Genomic DNA, 17,314 nt, shown 5'->3' on the forward strand with positions numbered 1-17,314 from the left:
CGGGCGGGGCGACGGGGTCAGGGCGCCCGGACCCGGGGAGTCAGGCCATGTCGGGCGTGGTGACGAGCTTCTCGACGTCGTCGACGAGGTCGCGCCACTCGGTGGCCTCGTCGTCGAACGGCGCGGTCGGCTCGAGCAGCTTGGCGTCGTCGGGGTTGAGCACGTAGTGCAGGAACCGGCGCAGCGCCGAGCCGCGGCCGGTGACCGACGCCTCGAGGTCGGCGTCGCCGACATAGTTGGCGAGGTCGGTGACGAGTTCCACGGCCAGGGCGAGTTGGTCGGAGTCGACCATGTCGGGGCCGACCTCGATGTCGCGGTCGAGGCCTGCCAGGACGTAGGCGTTGTCGTCGGTGACGTGGACGTCGAGGCTGCCGTCGACCGCGGCGAGCTTGACGCGCTCGTACGTGGCCACCCGGCTGAGTGTCGCGTCGTCGTTGTCCGCCAGGAAGCGGGCCAGGCCGCGGGGGCTGGTGAAGACGTAGGCCTGGTCGCCGTCGCCGAGGAACACGGGGCGGTCCCCGAGGTAGCAGCGCAGGCTGAGGTACTCCTGGTCCGCGAACACGATCTTGATGGGGTCGATCCCGACGCTCTCCCACAGGGAGCCTTCGGGGTAGCCGGTGGGTGCGGGCTCGGGTTCCGGCTCCGGCTCGGGGAGGGCCGCCTCGGCGGTCTCGAGGTCGTGCCGGGCCCGCTCGACCTCGCTGCGGTCGAGTTCGGGGGTGGTCATGACGTCCTGGATGGCGTCGAGGACGTCGTCCCAGCCCTTGGCGACGGTCTTGCGGATGGACTTCCACAGCTTGAGCCCGTCGCGGCCGTAGAACTCGTCCATGCCGTGCGTGACGGACGCCAGGACGGGGTTGCCGTTGAAGAACTTGGTCACGGTGTCGAGTTCGCACACCTCGCCGATCGAGCGGGCGATCGCGAAGGACTGGTCGATCTCGTCGACCGAGGACTCGGTGGGGTTCTCGCCGAGCAGTTCGAGGACGCCGACCAGGTCGTAGCAGTTCTCGTCGGCGGCGCGGAAGTCGAGGACGTCGGACTGCGCGAACTGTTCCCACGAGGGGTGGTCCTGCAGGTCGTGCTCGGCGCCGCTGCGGACCAGGGCCAGGAGTTCGGCCGTCGAGTCGAACGCGTAGAGGTCGTCGCCGAGGCCGAGGAACGCCTCCCAGTCGTCGTTGTCCTCGCGCCAGCTGGGTGCCCAGAGGGTCGTGACGTCTCCCTCCGGGAGACCGAGCTCGATCGGGACGATGTCCTTGGCCATGCTGGTCAGCATATCCACGCCCGCTCAGCCGGTGCCACGGCCCGCCCGCGTGGCGTCCGGGTGCCGGCGGGCGGCGTCCTCGGCGGCGCGTCTGCGGCCGATCACCGCGAGCGCCACCGAGCCCGACACCAGCTCGGCGCGTCGCGCGTTGGCCTGTTCGACGGCGTCCGCGGTGGCCTCGAGGATCGACGCGGCGACCGTCTCAGAGCCGTGGCGGCGCAGGCCGGGCGCCAGGACGAGGTCCACCACGGTGCCGCCGGAGTCCGCGGTGGCGGTGGCGAGCTGGTCGCTGCTGCTGGACACCACGCGCAGTGTCTCCAGCTGGTCGTGGGCGGACTCCCACTCGGCCGCGATGCCGCGCAGACGGTCGAGGAAGGCCTCCACGTCCAGTCCGCCGCCGCTCACGGGACGGCCTCCCGCACCTCGTCGTCGTCCCACTCCCACTCGTCACGACCGTGTCCGTCACCCTCCTCGGAGGCGAGGCGCTCGAGGAGCTCGCGGGCGTCGCCCGCCGCGGCGGTGAGCGTGCGCAGGACCGCCCGCGCCACCTCGGTGGACGGGCGGTTCAGCAGGTCGGCCGGCAGGGCCAGGCCCACCGGCACGCCGTCGGTGCCGACCTCGGCGACCACTCCGGTCATGGGGTCGGTGTGACGGCACGTGTCGCGGGTCATCCGCCCGTCGGGCGGTAGAAACCGTAGAAGGACATGCCCATATTGTCGGTGCGGAGCCCGGATACCGCTACAGGGTCCCCGGCCTCCACGATCTGCCCGTTGCCGATGTACATGGCGACGTGACCGTCCCACACCAGCAGGTCACCGGGCATGAGGTCCTGCGCCGACACCTGGACGCCGACGCCCTGTTCCTGGGCCAGCCGGGGGATCTCCACCCCGGCGTCCCGGTACGCCCACTGCGTGAGCCCGCTGCAGTCGAGCCCCTGGCCCGGGGTCGTGCCGCCCCACACGTAGGGCACGCCCTGCTGGCTGAGCGCGTTGCGCACCGCCCCGGCGGCCTGTTCGTTGGGGGCGGTGACGACCGAGCCGTCGGGCAGCGCGACCTCGGTACCGCCGCCGATCAGGCCGGAGCCGGCGTCCCCGAAACCCACTGAACCGGGCGCCGCGGACGCCGCCCCCTCGGACGATCCGCCGTACCCGGCCAGCGACGCCGTCGCGCCCGAGGCCCCCGACGCGGCCCCGCCGGTTGCGTAGCCCCCGCCGCCCCCGCCGGTTGCGTGGCCCCCGCCGCCGCCACCGGCGGTGATCGCGCCCGGTCCCGACCCCGAGTAGGCGACCGTCGTGGCGTTGATCGCGCCGCCGGTGCTGCTGTCCGCGGCGAGCGCGCCCGGCATGCGCGGCGCCGGCGGGATGCCCGCGGCGATCGCCCGCATCTCCGCCGTGGGGATCCGGAGTTCGTTCTGTACGCGCTCGGCCACCTGTATGCCTCGCGCCAGGTGCTCGGCGGCCAGTCCGAGCAGCGCCCCCTGGCCGGCCGGGGTCACGAGCGCGGGCCCGAGGGCGGCGGCGCGGGCGAGGAACTGCTGGACGATGCCGAGCACCTCGACGGTGCCGCGGACCACGATCTCCGCCGCGACCGCCGTGACGCGCGCGATCTCCGCCGCGGACTCGCCGAGCGCGCCCATGGTCCGCCCGACCTCGGCGATCGAGTGGGCCGCGCCGAGGGAGGCGAGCGAGTTCCACGACTCGGACAGCAGCCGCTCGAGGGACGGCCCCATCTGCTGGGCCACCTCCAGGCCCTCGCTGACCGGCCGCATGATGTCGCGGGCCTCGTCGGGGACGAACTCCTCCGCGGACAGCAGATCGAGGATCTGCCTGATGGGGCCCGCGTAGGCCAACGCGTCGGCGATCACCGGATCACACCCGCCTCTCGGTCATGTCGGGCCCCGCCGAGCCCGCTCCCGCCGATCCCGCGGCACTCGCCGCTCCTGCACCGCCGGTGCCCGCCGCCCCGATGGCGGCCGCGCCCGCGGCGTCGGACTCCTCGAACAGCCGGCCGGTCTGCAGCACCAGGTCGCCGGCGGCGTCCGTGACGCGCGTGAGGCCTGCCAGCACCTCGCGATGCCGTGCGGTGGCGGCCAGCAACGCGGACATGAAGTCGGCCCCGACCGGACCCACGACCGGTGCGACCGCGTCGATCGGCACCGCGTCGACCGCCTCGAGCGCGCTCCCCAGCGTGTCGGCCAGGGTGGTCAGCCCCGTGCCCAGTTCCCGTAAACCGTCGACATCGACATCGATCGCCCCGTCCGCCATGGCCTCGTCCCCTCAACGCCGTCTTCTCGTCCGTCACAGGGTTCGACGCGCAGGGGAGGCGATCCGGTTCCACCCGGTCCGCGATTTGTCCGGTGTGGAATCCTGACGGGCATGGACATCATCGTCGTGGACCACCCGCTGGTCGGGGACCGGCTCCGAACCCTGCGCGATTCCGCCACCGACACCGCCGGGTTCCGGGCCGCGATGGACGCGCTCGGGACCATGCTCTGTTACGAGGCGTTCCGCTCGATCCCGACGAAGCAGGTCCCGGTGACCACCCCCATCGTCGAGACGACGGGGGTGGCCGTGGACGGCGTGCCGCTGGTCGTCCCGGTCCTGCGCGCGGGCCTGGGCCTGCTGGACCCGGCCACCCGGCTGCTGCCCGGGGCGCAGGTCGGGTTCATCGGCCTGGCCCGCGATGAGGAGAGCCACGAGCCGGTGTCGTATCTGTGCTCGCTGCCCGAGGACCTCGCCGGACGCCACGTGGTGGTGCTCGACCCGATGCTCGCGACCGGCGGCTCGCTGGTCACGACGTTGGAGACTCTCGCGGCGCGGGGCGCGACCGGCCTGACGGTGGTGTGCGTCCTGTGCGCGCCGGAGGGGATCGAGGCCGTGCGCGAGTCTGGCCTGGCGGCGACGCTGGTCACCGCGACGATCGACGAGCGCCTCGACGAGAACGCCTTCATCGTCCCCGGCCTGGGCGACGCGGGCGACCGCCTCTTCGGCCCCCGCTGAACGGCGGTCCCGTCTGACGCGAGCCCCCCGCAGACGCGAGCCTCCCGCCGACGCGAGACCCCGTCTGACGCCCGCCGGTCAGTCCACGTCGCCGCGGGCAACGGCCACGGCCTCGGCGACGGCACCGGCCACCGCCTCGCCCAGCCTCGCCAGCCGCCGCTCGGCATCCTCCCGGTCCGCCGGCGACGGCGCGGGCGGGGTCCACGCCTCCACGTAGGTCTTGAGCAGGGGCTCCGTGCCCGAGGGGCGCACCACCGCGCGTGCACCGTCGCCGTCCACGCGCAGGCCCGCCGTGCCGTCGAGCGCGCGCACCGTGCCGACGTCGGCGAGCAGCGCGCCCACCCGGTCGAGCACGGCCCCCGGGTCCGTCCCCGCGGATAGCGGCAGCGGGACGTTGCGCCGCACGTGCGCCCCGAACTCCCCGGCGAGCGCGTCGAGCCGCGCGGCGACCGACGGGCCGCCGGAGCCGACCATCGCGCACCACGCCGCGGCCGCCGCGATGCCGTCCTTGTCGGCCACGAGGTCCGGCAGCACGCAGTGCCCGATGGCCTCCTCATAGGCGTAGCGGAGCGGCTCACCGGCGCGCACGAGCCACTTGAACCCGGTCAGCGTCTCCACGTGCCGCCCGCCGCGCGCCGGGATCAGTAGGGACGGCAGCCGCGAGGACACGATCGTCGACGCCACGACCGGCACCCTCGCATCGGCCTCCGCGTCCGCCCCTGGGCCGCCGCCCGCGCCCGGGAGCGGCTCGCGCAGCAGATGGTCGGCCAGGACCGCCCCGGTCTCGTCGCCGTCGAGCATCCGCCACCGCCCGTCCGGGCCGGCCAGGCCGACAGCGCAGCGATCGGCGTCGGGGTCGAGCGCGATCGCCACGTCGGCGTCGATCCGCGCCGCGAGCTCCAGCAGCCGCGCTGTGGTGTCGGGCCTCTCGGGGTTCGGCGAGGCGACGGTGGGGAAGTCCGGGTCGGGGTCGGCCTGCTCGCGCACCATCGTCACATCGTCCACACCGATGCCGGCCAGGACGCGGACGCAGAGATCGCCCCCCACCCCGTGGACGGGGGTCAGGGCCACGCGGGGTGGCCGAGCCGGTCGGGGCAGGGCCGCGACGACGGAGGCCACGTAGTCGTCGACCAGCGTGGGGTCCACCCGCACCGACCCGGGGGCGGGGCCGGTGCGCGCCGATCCGGGCGCGGCCGTGGGGACCGTGACCCCCTCGCGCGCCGCGGCGCGCAGGTGCCGCTCGATGTGGGCGTCCGTGGGCGGGATGATCTGCGCGCCCCCGTGCCCGTAGACCTTGACGCCGTTGTCGCCGGGCGGGTTGTGAGACGCGGTCACCATGAGCCCGGCGGCGGCGCCGCGCGCGCGGACCGCCGCGGCGACGACCGGGGTGGCCACCGGGGATCCGGGGACGACGACGACGAGGTCGTGCGCCGCCAACACCGCAGCCGCGACGTCGACGAATCGGGCGGACCCGTGCCGGGCGTCCCCGCCAACGATGACCGTCGAACCGGAGGGTTCATGTTCGCGCAGGTGCCGGGCGACGGCGGTGGCGACCAGGGCGACGGTCCGGTCGTTCATCTCGTCCGGCCCGGGCCCGAGGGGAGCGCGGACGCCGGCGGTGCCGAAGGTCAGGGGCACGGGCTGCTCCGTCGGTTCCTCGCGGTGAGCATAGGCGGTCAGGCCCGGGCGACGACCGGGACGAGCGCGCGCAGCGCTCCGGTGAGGCGGGCGGATCCGGCGGCGCCGGCGGCCAGGACCTCCGCGTGGTCGAGGGGCTGACCGGTGACGCCGGCGGCGAGGTTGGTCACCAGCGACACGGCGACCACGTCCAGACCCAGCGCGCGGGCGGTGATGGTCTCGGGCACGGTCGACATGCCCACGAGGTCCGCGCCGAGGGTTCGCAGCATCGTGATCTCGGCCGGGGTCTCGTACTGCGGGCCGGGCATGGCGGCGTAGACGCCCTCGGCGGGACGCGCGTCCGTGTGGGCGGGGTCGGCACCCGGATCGGCGCCGGCGACCTCCCCCGCCCCGGCGGCCGCGATGGCGTCGGCGGACGCGGCGCGCAGGCGCGGGGAGTAGGCGTCCACCATGTCGACGAACCGCGGCCCGGTCAGCGGCGAGCGCCCGGTGAGGTTGAGGTGGTCGCGGATGAGCACGAGATCCCCGACGGTCATGTCGTCCCGCAGGCCACCGGCGGCGTTGGTGAGCACCAGCGTGCGGGCTCCGACGGCGGCCGCGACGTGGGCGGGGTGGACGACGGGCCCGGTACCCGCGCCCTCGTAGAGGTGGGTGCGGCCGGCCATCGACAGCAGCGGCACGCCGTCGACGAGGCAGCTGGTCACGGTGCCGCGGTGACCGGCGGCCGTGGGGGTGACGAACCCGGGCAGGTCGGCGGCCGCGACGGTCACGGCCGTGCCCGGGTCGGCGAGCCCGGCGACGACCTCGGACCATCCCGAGCCCAACACGAGGGCGATGTCGTGGCGGTCGCGACCGCTCAGTCGCGCGATCTGTGCGGCCGCGTCGCGGGCGTCGTCGGTGGGGGAGAGCAGGGGCGCCATCGGCTGCTCAGGCGCCCGGGCCGACGTTGCGTGATTCCCGCGTGCGCAGCTCGTGCACGTACTGGTCGGGGGCACCCGCGCACTCGGCGGCGTCGGCGAGCAGACCGAGGTACCTCGCCGACGGCAGCCCGCCCTCGAAGGCGTCCATGACGTACAGCCACGCGAGCACGGTGTCGTCGGTGCCGGTGGGGGTGGTGTCCACGGCGAACTCGGATTCCTGGGCGTCGACCGGGGGGCCGTCGGGCACGGTCGGCTGGCGGGTGACGCGGACGCGGATCTTCCGCGCGGGCATCTCGTCGGTGCCCTCCCAGCGGTCGAGGGCCCGGACGTCCTCCTCGGGGACGTCGTAGAGCACCACGAAGACCCTCGACCCCTGGTCCGGCACGACCGTGGCGACGGCGCCCTCCCAGGTGGGATCGTCCCCGGCGAAGGTGAGGCGCCAGCCGTCCACCCACCCGGTCCCGGCGAAGGGGGAGTGCGGCGCGCGGGTGTTCATCTGATCGGGATGCATGTTCGTCCCGTACGCGGCGTAGAGAGGCACGGCCACAACCCTAGTCCCTGGGGGCGGCACCGGGCCCGACGTCCTCGGCCCCGGTCGGGTCGTTCGACTACCGTGTACGGCGGACGTGACGCGGTCCGCCACAGCGGGGCGCGGCGATCGGCCCTTACCCCTGTGAGCCGTGGAGGACATGTGACGCAACGCATCATCATCATCGGCGGCGGACCCGCCGGCTACGAGGCGGCGCTGGTCGCCGCCCAGTACGGTGCGGACGTCACGATCGTCGACTCGGACGGCATCGGCGGCAACTGTGTGCTCAGCGACTGTGTGCCGTCCAAGACGTTCATCGCCACCACGGGCGTGCGCACGGACATGCGTCGCGCCGAGGAGATGGGCGTCCAGGCGCACTTCGACCCCACCGCGTACAAACTCGGGCAGGTCAACGGGCGTGTGAAGTCGCTCGCCCGTGCGCAGTCCGCCGACATCCGGGCGCAGCTGCAGCGTGAGGGCGTGCGGCTGATCTCCGGCTGGGCGCGTCTGCACGACTCCCAGCCGGGCATGGCCTCGCACCGGGTGGCCGTGACCTTCGAGAGCGGGCAGGAGAAGATCTTCGACGCCGACGTGGTCCTCATGGCCACCGGTTCCAGCCCCCGCGTGCTACGGGGCGCCGAGCCCGACGGCGAGCGGATCCTCAACTGGCGTCAGCTCTACGACCTCACCGAGCTGCCCACCCACCTGGTCGTCATCGGCTCGGGCGTCACCGGTGCCGAGTTCGTCTCGGCGTTCACCGAGATGGGCGTCAAGGTCACGATGGTCTCCAGCCGCGACCGGGTGCTGCCGCACGAGGACGCCGACGCCGCCCTGGTGTTGGAGGAGGCCCTGAGCGAGCGTGGCGTGTCGCTGGTCAAGCACGCGCGCGCCGACGCGGTCGAGCACTTCGAGGACGGCATCATCGTCCGCCTCGGCGACGGGCGCACGGTCAAGGGTTCGCACGCCCTCATCTGCGTCGGGTCGGTGCCCAACACCCAGGGCCTCGGTCTGGAGAACGCGGGCGTCGAGCTGCAGCCCAGCGGCCACATCAAGGTCGACCGCGTCTCCCGCACCACCGCCCCGGGCATCTACGCCGGTGGCGACTGCACGGACCTGTTCCCGCTGGCCTCGGTGGCCGCCATGCAGGGCCGCATCGCGATGTACCACGCGCTCGGTGAGGGCGTGAACCCCATCAAGCTGCGGACCGTCGCCTCCGCGGTGTTCACGCGGCCCGAGATCGCCACGGTCGGCATCTCGCACGCGCAGATCGAGAGCGGCGAGGTCCCCGCCCGCGTCGAGGTCATGCCGCTGGCCGGCAACCCGCGGGCCAAGATGCGCAGCCTGCGGCGCGGCTTCGTCAAGCTCTTCTGTCGCCCGGCCTCCGGCGTGGTGATCGGCGGCGTGGTCGTGGCCCCCACGGCGTCCGAGCTGATCCTGCCGATCTCGGTGGCGGTCCGGAATCAGCTGACGGTGGGCGACCTCGCGGGGTCGTTCTCGGTCTACCCGTCGATGACGGGCACGATCACCGAGGCGGCGCGCCAGCTCATGCGCCACGACGACCTGGACTGATCGCGCCCGCCGGGCTCAGCCCTCGGCGTCCGCCCAGCAGAGCGTGCGCTCGACCGCGTCGTTCCACCGCGCGAGCAGCCGTTCGCGCTCCTGCCCGGGCATCTGCGGCGACCAGCGGCAGTCCTCCCGCCACAACTCGCGTAGGCGGTCGGGCGAATCCCACTGACCCACCGCCAACCCGGCCGCGAACGCGGCCCCGAGCGCGGTGGTCTCGGTGACCTGGGGCCGGATCACGTCCACGCCGAGGATGTCGGCCTGGAACTGCATGAGGTAGTCGTTGACCACCATCCCGCCGTCGACGCGCAGCGAATCCGCGGACTCACCGGCGTCGGCCACCATCGCGTCGGTCATCTCGCGGGTCTGGAACGCGGTCGCCTCCAGGGCCGCTCGGGCCAGGTGCGCGCGCGTGTGGAAGCGGGTGAGCCCCACCATCGCGCCACGGGCGTCCGGCCGCCAGCGCGGGGCCAGCAGCCCCGAGAACGCGGGCACCAGATAACAGTCCCCGTTGTCCTCGAGCGACTTGGCCAAACCCTCCGTCTCGCCCGCGGTGGAGATCACCCCGAGGTTGTCACGCAGCCACTGCACCAACGACCCGGCCACGGCCACCGAGCCCTCCAGCGCGTAGACCGGGTCGTCGTCCCCGAGCTGGTAGGCCACGGTGGTGAGCAGGCCGTTGTCGCTGAACTGAGGCGTCGTTCCCGTGTTGAGCAAGAGGAACGCGCCCGTTCCGTAGGTGTTCTTGGCCTCGCCGGGCTCGAAGCAGGTCTGGCCGAACATCGCGGCCTGCTGATCGCCGAGGATCCCCGCTATGGGCGTACCGCCGAACATTCTGCGCCGGGCCACGTGACCCAGCACCCCGGAGGAGGGGACGATCTCCGGGAGCATCGCGCGGGGCACACCGATCTCGCGACAGAGTTCCTCGCTCCACTGCAGGGTCCGCAGGTCCATGAGCAGAGTGCGCGACGCGTTGGTGACATCCGTGACGTGGAGGGCCGCCTCGCCGTCGTCACCCCCACGCCTCCCACCGGTCAGGTTCCACACCAGCCACGAGTCGATGGTCCCCGCCAGCAGTTCCCCGGCCTCCGCGCGCTCGGTGCCGCGCTCTCCCCGGGAATCGAGGTGATCGAGGATCCACCGGATCTTGGGCCCGGCGAAGTAGGTCGACAGGGGCAGCCCGGTGACATCTCGGAAGCGGTCGTCTCCGTCGGGGTGTCCGTCGGCGAGGCGCGCACAGAGCCCCGACGTGCGCGTGTCCTGCCAGACGATCGCGTTGTAGACGGGCTCGCCGGTGACCCGGTCCCACACCACGGTCGTCTCGCGCTGGTTGGTGATGCCGATCGCGGTGACCGCCGCCGGCTCGAGGTCCACCCGGCCCGCCACTTGGCCCATCGCGGTGCGAACGTTCGCCCAGATCTCCATCGGATCGTGCTCCACCCATCCCGCCCGCGGCAGGATCTGCCGGTGCTCCACCTGGACCGTGGCCGCGGGGACCGGCATTCCCTGGTTGTCGAAGAGGATCGCCCGCGTCGACGTGGTGCCCTGATCGATCGCCAGAATGTAGGTGTTGCGAGTCACGGGCCCAAGACTACGTCCGCCCGCGCGTAGAGTCGGGGCCGACCGGCCGGAACCCCACGCCCGGCCGTGGAGGGAGCGTCCATGCCCACGACCAGGTCCCGATCCGTCCTCGGACCCGATCGCCGCGCGGAGACGTGGCGCAGGCTGGAGGAGGACACCTTCGACGTCGTGGTAGTCGGCGGGGGTGTGGTCGGCACGGGCAGTGCGCTGGACGCCGCCACGCGCGGGCTGAACGTGGCACTCGTCGAGGCCCGCGACTTCGCGGCGGGCACCTCCTCCCGCAGCTCCAAGATGTTCCACGGCGGGCTGCGCTACCTCGAGCAACTCGACTTCGGCCTGGTCGCCGAGGCGCTGCACGAGCGGGAGCTCAGCATGACGCGTCTGGCGCCGCACCTCGTCACCCCGCTGAAGTTCCTCTTCCCCCTGACCCGCCGCTTCTGGGAACGCCCGTACATGGCCGCCGGCTTTGTGCTCTACGACGTGATGGGTGGTGCGAAGAGCGTCCCCCCGCAGAAGCACTACAGCCGGGCCGGCGCCCGCCGCGTCGCCCCCGGACTGCGCGAGGACGCCGTGGTCGGCGGGATCCGCTACTGGGACACCCTCGTCGACGACGCGAGGCACACCCTCACCCTCGCCCGCACCGCCGCCCATCACGGGGCGGTCGTGGCCAACTCGACACAGGTGATCGGGTACCTCCGCGACGGCGACCGGGTCACCGGCGTGCGCGTCCGTGACGCGGAGACCGGGCGCGAGACCGACGTGCGTGCCGGGGTCGTGCTCAACGCGGCCGGCGTGTGGACCGATCAGCTGCAGCGGATGCTCGGGGAGGAGGGCGGCTTCACCGTCCGGGCGTCCAAGGGCGTGCACATCGTCGTGGACCGCGACAGGGTCGACTCGGAGGCGGCGCTGATCCTGCGCACCGAGAAGTCCGTGCTGTTCGTCATCCCGTGGGGCGAGTACTGGATCATCGGCACCACCGACACCGACTGGCAGCTCGACCTGGCCCACCCGGCGGCCACCGGAGCGGACATCGAGTACATCCTCGGCCACGTCAACGCCGTGCTCACCACGCCCATCCGCCGCGAGGACGTGCGTGGCGTCTACGCGGGGCTGCGGCCGCTGCTGTCCGGCGGCGCGGACTCCACCGCCAAGCTCTCGCGCGAGCACGCGGTGATGACCGTCGCCCCCGGGGCTGTCGTGGTGGCCGGCGGCAAGTACACGACCTACCGCGTGATGGCCGCCGACGCGGTCGACGCGGCGGTGTCCGAGCTGGGGGAGCGGGCCGCGTCGGTGCCGCCCTCGACCACCGAGCGGATCCCGCTGTTGGGTGCCGACGGTTATCCGGCGATGGTCAACCGCGCCGACCGGATCGCCGATCACTACGAGATCCGTGAGGATCAGATGCAGCACCTGCTCGGCCGCTACGGCACGCTGGCCGAGGACGTCCTCGACCTGGCGGCGGACCGCCCCGACCTGCTCGATCCCGTCGGCGGGGCCGAGCGCTACCTGCGCGTGGAGATCGTGCACGCCGCGCAGGCCGAGGCCGCGCTGCACCTCGAGGACGTCCTGGTCCGCCGCACGCGGATCTCTATGGAATACCAGCACGGTGGCGTCGACTGCGCGCGCGAGGTCGCCGACCTCATGGCCGGGGTGCTCGGATGGGGCTCCGACCGCGTCGCTCGCGAGGTGGAGCTCTTCGAGCGGCGGGTCGTCGCCGAGCGGGCGAGCCAGGTGGTGGAGTCCGACGACGAGGCGGACAACTTTCTCAGGGGTGTGCCCGAGGTCCGGGAGTTCCTGGTGGACGCGGCGTTCGATCCCGCCAGCGCGGAGCCCGTGATCGAGCACTCGGCCGGCCCTGGGGTCTGAGACCCGCCGACGCCGGGCGGTAGGCCCCCACAACCGCGAAATCCGCTACTCCGGCCCGGGATCCGCTACGCCTGCAGGGGTAGCGGATCCGTAGGGGGAGTAGCGGATTCCGGGGGTGGGTCGTCGACGGCGCGGACGGGTCCCGCCCGCGCCGTCAGCGGATCACTTGATCTCGCAGAGAACCGTGCCCTGGGTGACGGCGGCACCGGCGTCCACGGACAGGTCGGTGACGACGCCGTCCTTGTGGGCGGTGACGGGGTTCTCCATCTTCATGGCCTCGAGCACGGCCACGAGCTCGCCGGCCTTGACCTCCTGGCCCTCGGAGACGGCGACCTTGACGACGGTGCCCTGCATGGGCGCCGACACGGCGTCACCGGACGCGGCCGCACCGGCGGCGCCGCCGCGGGTCCGGGACTTGGCCCTGCGGCGGACGGTGCCGCCGGCGTGCGAACCACCGAACGCGAGGTCGCCGGGCAGCGAGACCTCGACGCGACGACCGTCCACCTCGACGACGACCTTCTTGCGCTCGACGGGCTCGTCATCGTCGGCCGGGGCACCGGTGGGCGTCCACGGCTCGATCGGGTTCTCCCACTCCTCCTCGATCCACTTGGTGTAGACGTCGAACTTCTTGCCGTCGCCGACGAACGCGGGGTGGGTGACGATGTGCTGGTGGAACGGCAGGACGGTGGCCATGCCCTCGATCTTGTACTCGGCCAGGGCGCGGGCCGAGCGGGCGAGCGCCTGGTCGCGGTCCTCGCCCCACACGATGAGCTTGGCGAGCATCGAGTCGAACTGGCCGCCGATCGTGTCACCCTGCTCGACGCCGGAGTCCATGCGCACGCCCGGGCCGGTGGGCTCGTGGTAGGCGGTGATGGTGCCGGGGGCGGGCAGGAAGTTGCGGCCCGCGTCCTCGCCGTTGATACGGAACTCGAACGCCACGCCGCGGGGCTCGGGGTCCTCGGTGAACTCGAGCACCTCGCCCTCGGCGATCTTGAACTGCTGCAGGACCAGGTCGATGCCCGCGGTCTCCTCGGTGACCGGGTGCTCGACCTGCAGGCGGGTGTTGACCTCAAGGAAGGAGATCGTGTCGCCCTGGACCATGTACTCGACAGTGCCGGCACCGTAGTAGCCGGCCTCCTTGCAGATGGCCTTGGCGGAGTCGTGGATGCGCTTGCGCTGCTCGTCGGTGAGGAACGGCGCCGGGGCCTCCTCGACGAGCTTCTGGAAGCGACGCTGCAGGGTGCAGTCGCGGGTACCGGCGACGATGACGTTGCCGTGCTGGTCGGCGAGGACCTGCGCCTCGACGTGGCGGGCCTTGTCGAGGTACTGCTCGACGAAGCACTCGCCACGACCGAAGGCGGCGGTGGCCTCACGGGTGGCCGACTCGAAGAGCTCGGCGACCTCCTCCATCTTGTGGGCGACCTTCATGCCGCGTCCGCCGCCACCGAAGGCGGCCTTGATGGCGATGGGCAGGCCGTACTGCTCGGCGAACTTGACGACCTCGTCAGCGTTCGCGACCGGGTCCTTGGTGCCGGCGGCCATGGGGGCGTTGGCCCGCTCTGCGATGTGGCGGGCGGTGACCTTGTCGCCGAGGTCGCGGATGGCCTGCGGCGGGGGCCCGATCCAGATGAGGCCGGCGTCGATGACGGCCTGCGCGAAGTCGGCGTTCTCGGACAGGAAGCCGTATCCCGGGTGGATCGCGTCGGCGCCGGACTTGGCGGCGGCGTCGAGGATCTTGTCGAAGACCAGGTAGGACTCCGCGGAAGTGGTGCCCCCCAGGGCGAAGGCCTCGTCGGCCAGCTTGACGAACAGGGCGTCGGCGTCGGGCTCGGCGTACACGGCCACGCTGGCCAGGCCGGCGTCCTTCGCCGCGCGGATCACACGGACGGCGATCTCGCCGCGGTTGGCGACGAGGACCTTGGTGATGTGAGAGCTGGCATGACTGGGCACTCAGGGCCTCCTGGTGATGGACGTCTTTACTGGCGGTCGGCCGGGAGGCCCACCGAGTTCTTCCGCAGTCTAATGAGAGGCCTCCCTCATGTGTGGTGTTGGGGTCGGCGGTCCGACCGCCGGGGGCGGACCCCGATGGCCCGTGGCCGGGGTGACCTGCAGGTTCCGAACGGGGGTGGCGGGGTCAGCCGCGCAGCTCGGGGCGCCAGACGCGGTGCGCGTTGATCCCCGCGGCCTCCAGCAGGCGGCGCAGCAGCGGCAGGCTGAGGCCGATCACGCTCGACGGGTCGCCCTCGATCCGGTCGATGAACCAGCCGCCGAGCGACTCGATCGTGAACGCGCCCGCGCATTCCAGGGGCTCGCCGGTGCGCAGGTACACGTCGAGGTCGGCGTCGGACGGGGCGCCGAAGTGCACCGTGGTGTCGGAGGTGTCCGAGTCGGAGAAGGTCACGGCGTAAGGGGCGTCGCCGGCGAGGTCGGCGACGATGAGCGCGTGCCCGGTGAGCAGGACGCCGTGGCGACCGCGCATCTTGTGCCACCGCTCGAGCGCGCGCTCGTAGGTGTGCGGTTTGCCCTCGAGGCGACCGTCGACCAGCAGCATGGAGTCGCACCCCACGACGATCAGGGTGTCCGCCCCGGCTGACCGCGCCTCCTCTGCGAGCTGCGCGCCCTCGCGGTGCAGGACATCCTCCGCCTTCGCGCGGGCCAGCTCCTCGACGACCCGCACGTGTGGTGTGCCCGCGGGCATGCCGGCCTGGAGCGCGTCCTCGTCGACCTCCGGGTGCCGGACGAGCGGGTCGACACCGGCCTGCTCGAGGATGTGGAGACGGGACGGGGAGGCGGAGGCGAGGACGAACGCGATCATGGGCTAGAGCGTAGCCACGTGCTCACGAGCGCGGCAGCAGCATGGTGACGGTCAACGTGGTGGGCTCGAGGGCGCGGACCCGGTGTCGGAGCTTGGCGGTGAGGTGCACGATCTCGCCGGGGCGCAGGTCGAGGGTGCGGTCCGGCAACCCGAACTCGACGCGGCCGCGCAGCAGCTGCACGAGGATCGGGTGGAAGGCGGCGTGATCCGCTAGTGGGCATCTCCGTTAGTTCGTCGGGGGTCGGTGATCCAGGCGGTGGGGTCGCCGAGATAGAGGCCGCAGGCGGTGTCGAGGGCTTCTGCGGGAGTGCCTGAGGGCCATCCGTTTGGCAGGGCGGCTTGCTGGTAGTCGTCGTGGCTGGCGCGGTAGATCGCAAAACCCCACTGGCTGGCTGATCCGGCGTAGCGCAGTCGGCAGAGCTTGACTTCGTCCCCGTCGGTCAAGGTGGCATCGATGTAGGCGAATCCGGCCCGGTAGCGGGTGTGCAGGGCCTGGATCTGGGGCCACCGTTCGGCAGCGCGGGCCAGGAGTTTCTGTCGCAGTGAGGTCTGTGTCGAGTCGGGGATCTTGGCCATGGTCTCCATCATCGCCGCCGCCGTTTCTCGCCCTCGACTTTCGGCTTGTTCCGGCGTGGCGGCTTGGCGGGCGCCGCTGGGTGCGTCAGAAATGAACATGCCTCCCACCAGCGCCGTTATCGTCATCCTGTCCGGCAAAGAACGCGACGTGCTGACCCGCCGCGCGCACGCTGCTCGTTGTGCGCACCGCGATGTACTGCGAGCCCGGATCGTCCTGGCGGCCGCTGCCGGTGATGCCAACGCTGCGATCGCCCGCGAGGTCGGGGTGTGCGAAGACACGGTGCGCCAGTGGCGGCATCGGTTCTGCACCGAGCGCCTGGAGGGTCTCAAAGATCGGCCCCGCTCGGGACGACCGCGAGTGTTCACCCCCGTCGAGGTCGCCCAGGTCAAAGCGTTGGCGTGTACGCGCCCGGCTGACCACGGTCTGCCACTGACCAGATGGTCGGCCGCCGAGTTGAGAGCCCACGCCGTGGCCACAGGGCTGGTGCGCCCCGTGGCGTCGGCGACGATCGGGCGCTGGCTGGCCGCAGATGCGATCAAGCCGTGGCAGCACCGGTCGTGGATTTTTCCCCGCGACCCCGACTTCGCCGTCAAGGCCGCCCGGGTGCTGGACCTGTACCACCGGCGCTGGAACGGCGTTGCTCTCGGCGACGATGAGTACGTCATCAGTGCGGACGAAAAATCACAGCTCCAAGCCCTCAAACGCCGTCACGCCGAGACTCCCGCCAGGCCCGGTCAGCCGCGGCGCGTGGAGTTCGAGTACCGCCGCGGTGGGACGTTGGCCTACTTCGCCGCCTACGACGTCCACCAGGCCCGCGTGATGGGGATGACCGCACCCAAGACAGGGATCGCCCCGTTCACCGAACTGGTCGAGCAGGTGATGACCCAAGAGCCATACGCATCCGCGAAGCGAGTGTTCTGGGTCGTCGACAACGGCTCATCCCACGCAGGTCAGGCCTCGAAAGACCGGATGCGTCATGCGTTTCCCAACGCGGTCCTGGTGCACCTTCCGGTGCACGCCTCGTGGCTCAACCAGGTCGAAATCTACTTCTCGATCCTGCAGCGCAAAGCCATCGCCACCGGCGACTTCGCAGACCTCGACGATCTCGCCGCACGCATCCTCGCGTTCCAGGATCGCTACAACCGAAGCGCCGAACCGTTCGGCTGGAAGTACACCCGCGACGACCTCAACCGCCACCTCGACCGCCTCAACAACGACGGCACCCTCCGCGCAGCATGACCCCCGACGAACTAACGGAGATGCCCACTAGTTCCTGACCCTCGGCGAACTCGAACGCCACGACCTTGGTCGTCTCGTCCTGGTGGATGACGGTGGCGCCGGGACGGTCCGCCGACGGTTCGGCGCGTCCGATGATCCCCGTGTGATGGGTGGCGGTGCCCTCGTCGGTGCCCGCCCGCCTGCCGTGCTCGCGGCCCTCGGACATGCGACCCCCTCCTCGCGCACCGGCACGCCCACCGGCCGGGCGGCGCCTTCTGCCAGCCTACCGGCGTGGTCGCGGTGCGGGGCGCGTGCGGGCGCGGCGGGTGGCCGGGCCCGCGGTGCGG

18 protein-coding genes are annotated in these 17,314 nt (G+C 72.3%); 4 read left to right on the top strand and 14 right to left on the bottom strand.

All coding sequences use genetic code 11. The annotated features are described in order from the left end of the window. Positions 1-40: 40 nt before the first annotated feature. The 5 genes from VYL96_RS04605 to VYL96_RS04625 are packed head-to-tail and all read right to left on the bottom strand — an operon-like array spanning position 41 to position 3,525. Positions 41-1,261 (bottom strand): SatS C-terminal domain-containing protein, encoded by a 1,221-nt coding sequence (locus VYL96_RS04605; protein ID WP_207913600.1) that lies wholly within the window; start codon positions 1,259-1,261, stop codon positions 41-43. A 24-nt stretch (positions 1,262-1,285) separates the two neighbouring features. Next, positions 1,286-1,666, bottom strand: a complete 381-nt coding sequence (locus tag VYL96_RS04610) for a YbaB/EbfC family nucleoid-associated protein (RefSeq protein WP_131886459.1) — start codon at positions 1,664-1,666, stop codon at positions 1,286-1,288. Next, on the bottom strand, positions 1,663-1,899 hold the full coding sequence (locus VYL96_RS04615) for a hypothetical protein (RefSeq protein WP_243699794.1): 237 nt from the start codon (positions 1,897-1,899) through the stop codon (positions 1,663-1,665). The genes VYL96_RS04610 and VYL96_RS04615 overlap by 4 nt, the downstream gene beginning before the upstream one ends. Before the next feature lie 29 nt (positions 1,900-1,928). After that, the gene (locus tag VYL96_RS04620; RefSeq protein ID WP_131886461.1) at positions 1,929-3,125 is read right to left on the bottom strand and encodes a C40 family peptidase; all 1,197 of its coding nucleotides are present in this window, start codon (positions 3,123-3,125) and stop codon (positions 1,929-1,931) included. A 4-nt stretch (positions 3,126-3,129) separates the two neighbouring features. Continuing rightward, positions 3,130-3,525: a type VII secretion target gene (locus tag VYL96_RS04625; protein WP_007628886.1), complete on the bottom strand. Its 396-nt coding sequence runs from the start codon at positions 3,523-3,525 to the stop codon at positions 3,130-3,132. Between the two features lie 111 nt (positions 3,526-3,636). Here VYL96_RS04625 and upp point away from each other — a divergent pair, with 111 nt between their 5' ends. Then, positions 3,637-4,260 (top strand): uracil phosphoribosyltransferase, encoded by a 624-nt coding sequence (gene upp / locus VYL96_RS04630; protein ID WP_007628887.1) that lies wholly within the window; start codon positions 3,637-3,639, stop codon positions 4,258-4,260. Positions 4,261-4,338: 78 nt separating this feature from the next. On the opposite strand, the gene VYL96_RS04635 is transcribed toward upp, so the two are convergent. From VYL96_RS04635 to VYL96_RS04645, 3 genes are read right to left on the bottom strand one after another with little or no spacing between them, the layout of a single operon-like run. Further along, the gene (locus VYL96_RS04635; protein ID WP_131886462.1) at positions 4,339-5,898 is read right to left on the bottom strand and encodes a phosphohexomutase domain-containing protein; all 1,560 of its coding nucleotides are present in this window, start codon (positions 5,896-5,898) and stop codon (positions 4,339-4,341) included. A gap of 38 nt (positions 5,899-5,936) precedes the next feature. Next, positions 5,937-6,818, bottom strand: a complete 882-nt coding sequence (locus tag VYL96_RS04640) for a purine-nucleoside phosphorylase (protein ID WP_131886463.1) — start codon at positions 6,816-6,818, stop codon at positions 5,937-5,939. A 7-nt stretch (positions 6,819-6,825) separates the two neighbouring features. Continuing rightward, positions 6,826-7,359: a gamma-glutamylcyclotransferase family protein gene (locus tag VYL96_RS04645; RefSeq protein WP_063974224.1), complete on the bottom strand. Its 534-nt coding sequence runs from the start codon at positions 7,357-7,359 to the stop codon at positions 6,826-6,828. 150 nt (positions 7,360-7,509) lie between these two features. Between VYL96_RS04645 and VYL96_RS04650 the strand changes: the two genes are divergently transcribed. Next, a complete protein-coding gene (locus VYL96_RS04650; RefSeq protein ID WP_131886464.1) occupies positions 7,510-8,916 on the top strand; it encodes an NAD(P)H-quinone dehydrogenase in 1,407 nt (468 codons plus the stop codon). A 15-nt stretch (positions 8,917-8,931) separates the two neighbouring features. Here VYL96_RS04650 and glpK read toward each other — a convergent pair whose 3' ends face one another. Beyond that, on the bottom strand, positions 8,932-10,491 hold the full coding sequence (gene glpK / locus VYL96_RS04655; protein ID WP_131886465.1) for a glycerol kinase GlpK: 1,560 nt from the start codon (positions 10,489-10,491) through the stop codon (positions 8,932-8,934). An 81-nt stretch (positions 10,492-10,572) separates the two neighbouring features. Between glpK and VYL96_RS04660 the strand changes: the two genes are divergently transcribed. Beyond that, positions 10,573-12,357: a glycerol-3-phosphate dehydrogenase/oxidase gene (locus tag VYL96_RS04660; RefSeq protein ID WP_131886466.1), complete on the top strand. Its 1,785-nt coding sequence runs from the start codon at positions 10,573-10,575 to the stop codon at positions 12,355-12,357. 162 nt (positions 12,358-12,519) lie between these two features. Here the strand turns inward: VYL96_RS04660 and VYL96_RS04665 are convergent, their stop codons facing one another. The 4 genes from VYL96_RS04665 to VYL96_RS04680 form a co-directional block, all read right to left on the bottom strand. Then, on the bottom strand, positions 12,520-14,307 hold the full coding sequence (locus VYL96_RS04665; RefSeq protein ID WP_007628901.1) for an acetyl/propionyl/methylcrotonyl-CoA carboxylase subunit alpha: 1,788 nt from the start codon (positions 14,305-14,307) through the stop codon (positions 12,520-12,522). A gap of 184 nt (positions 14,308-14,491) precedes the next feature. Next, positions 14,492-15,172, bottom strand: a complete 681-nt coding sequence (locus VYL96_RS04670; protein WP_131886467.1) for a Maf family protein — start codon at positions 15,170-15,172, stop codon at positions 14,492-14,494. A gap of 22 nt (positions 15,173-15,194) precedes the next feature. Further along, positions 15,195-15,353, bottom strand: a complete 159-nt coding sequence (locus tag VYL96_RS04675; RefSeq protein ID WP_243699795.1) for a cupin domain-containing protein — start codon at positions 15,351-15,353, stop codon at positions 15,195-15,197. Between the two features lie 29 nt (positions 15,354-15,382). Continuing rightward, the gene (locus VYL96_RS04680) at positions 15,383-15,847 is read right to left on the bottom strand and encodes a hypothetical protein (RefSeq protein ID WP_254425955.1); all 465 of its coding nucleotides are present in this window, start codon (positions 15,845-15,847) and stop codon (positions 15,383-15,385) included. Between VYL96_RS04680 and VYL96_RS04685 the strand changes: the two genes are divergently transcribed. After that, positions 15,846-16,988: an IS630 family transposase gene (locus VYL96_RS04685; protein ID WP_061917901.1), complete on the top strand. Its 1,143-nt coding sequence runs from the start codon at positions 15,846-15,848 to the stop codon at positions 16,986-16,988. The genes VYL96_RS04680 and VYL96_RS04685 overlap by 2 nt on opposite strands. On the opposite strand, the gene VYL96_RS04690 is transcribed toward VYL96_RS04685, so the two are convergent. After that, positions 16,957-17,193: a hypothetical protein gene (locus VYL96_RS04690; RefSeq protein WP_131884989.1), complete on the bottom strand. Its 237-nt coding sequence runs from the start codon at positions 17,191-17,193 to the stop codon at positions 16,957-16,959. The two genes, VYL96_RS04685 and VYL96_RS04690, sit on opposite strands and share 32 nt — an antisense overlap. Positions 17,194-17,314: the final 121 nt, after the last annotated feature.

Origin of the sequence: Dietzia maris (assembly GCF_036287335.1) — a bacterium.
Taxonomy (GTDB): Bacteria; Actinomycetota; Actinomycetes; order Mycobacteriales; family Mycobacteriaceae; genus Dietzia; species Dietzia cinnamea.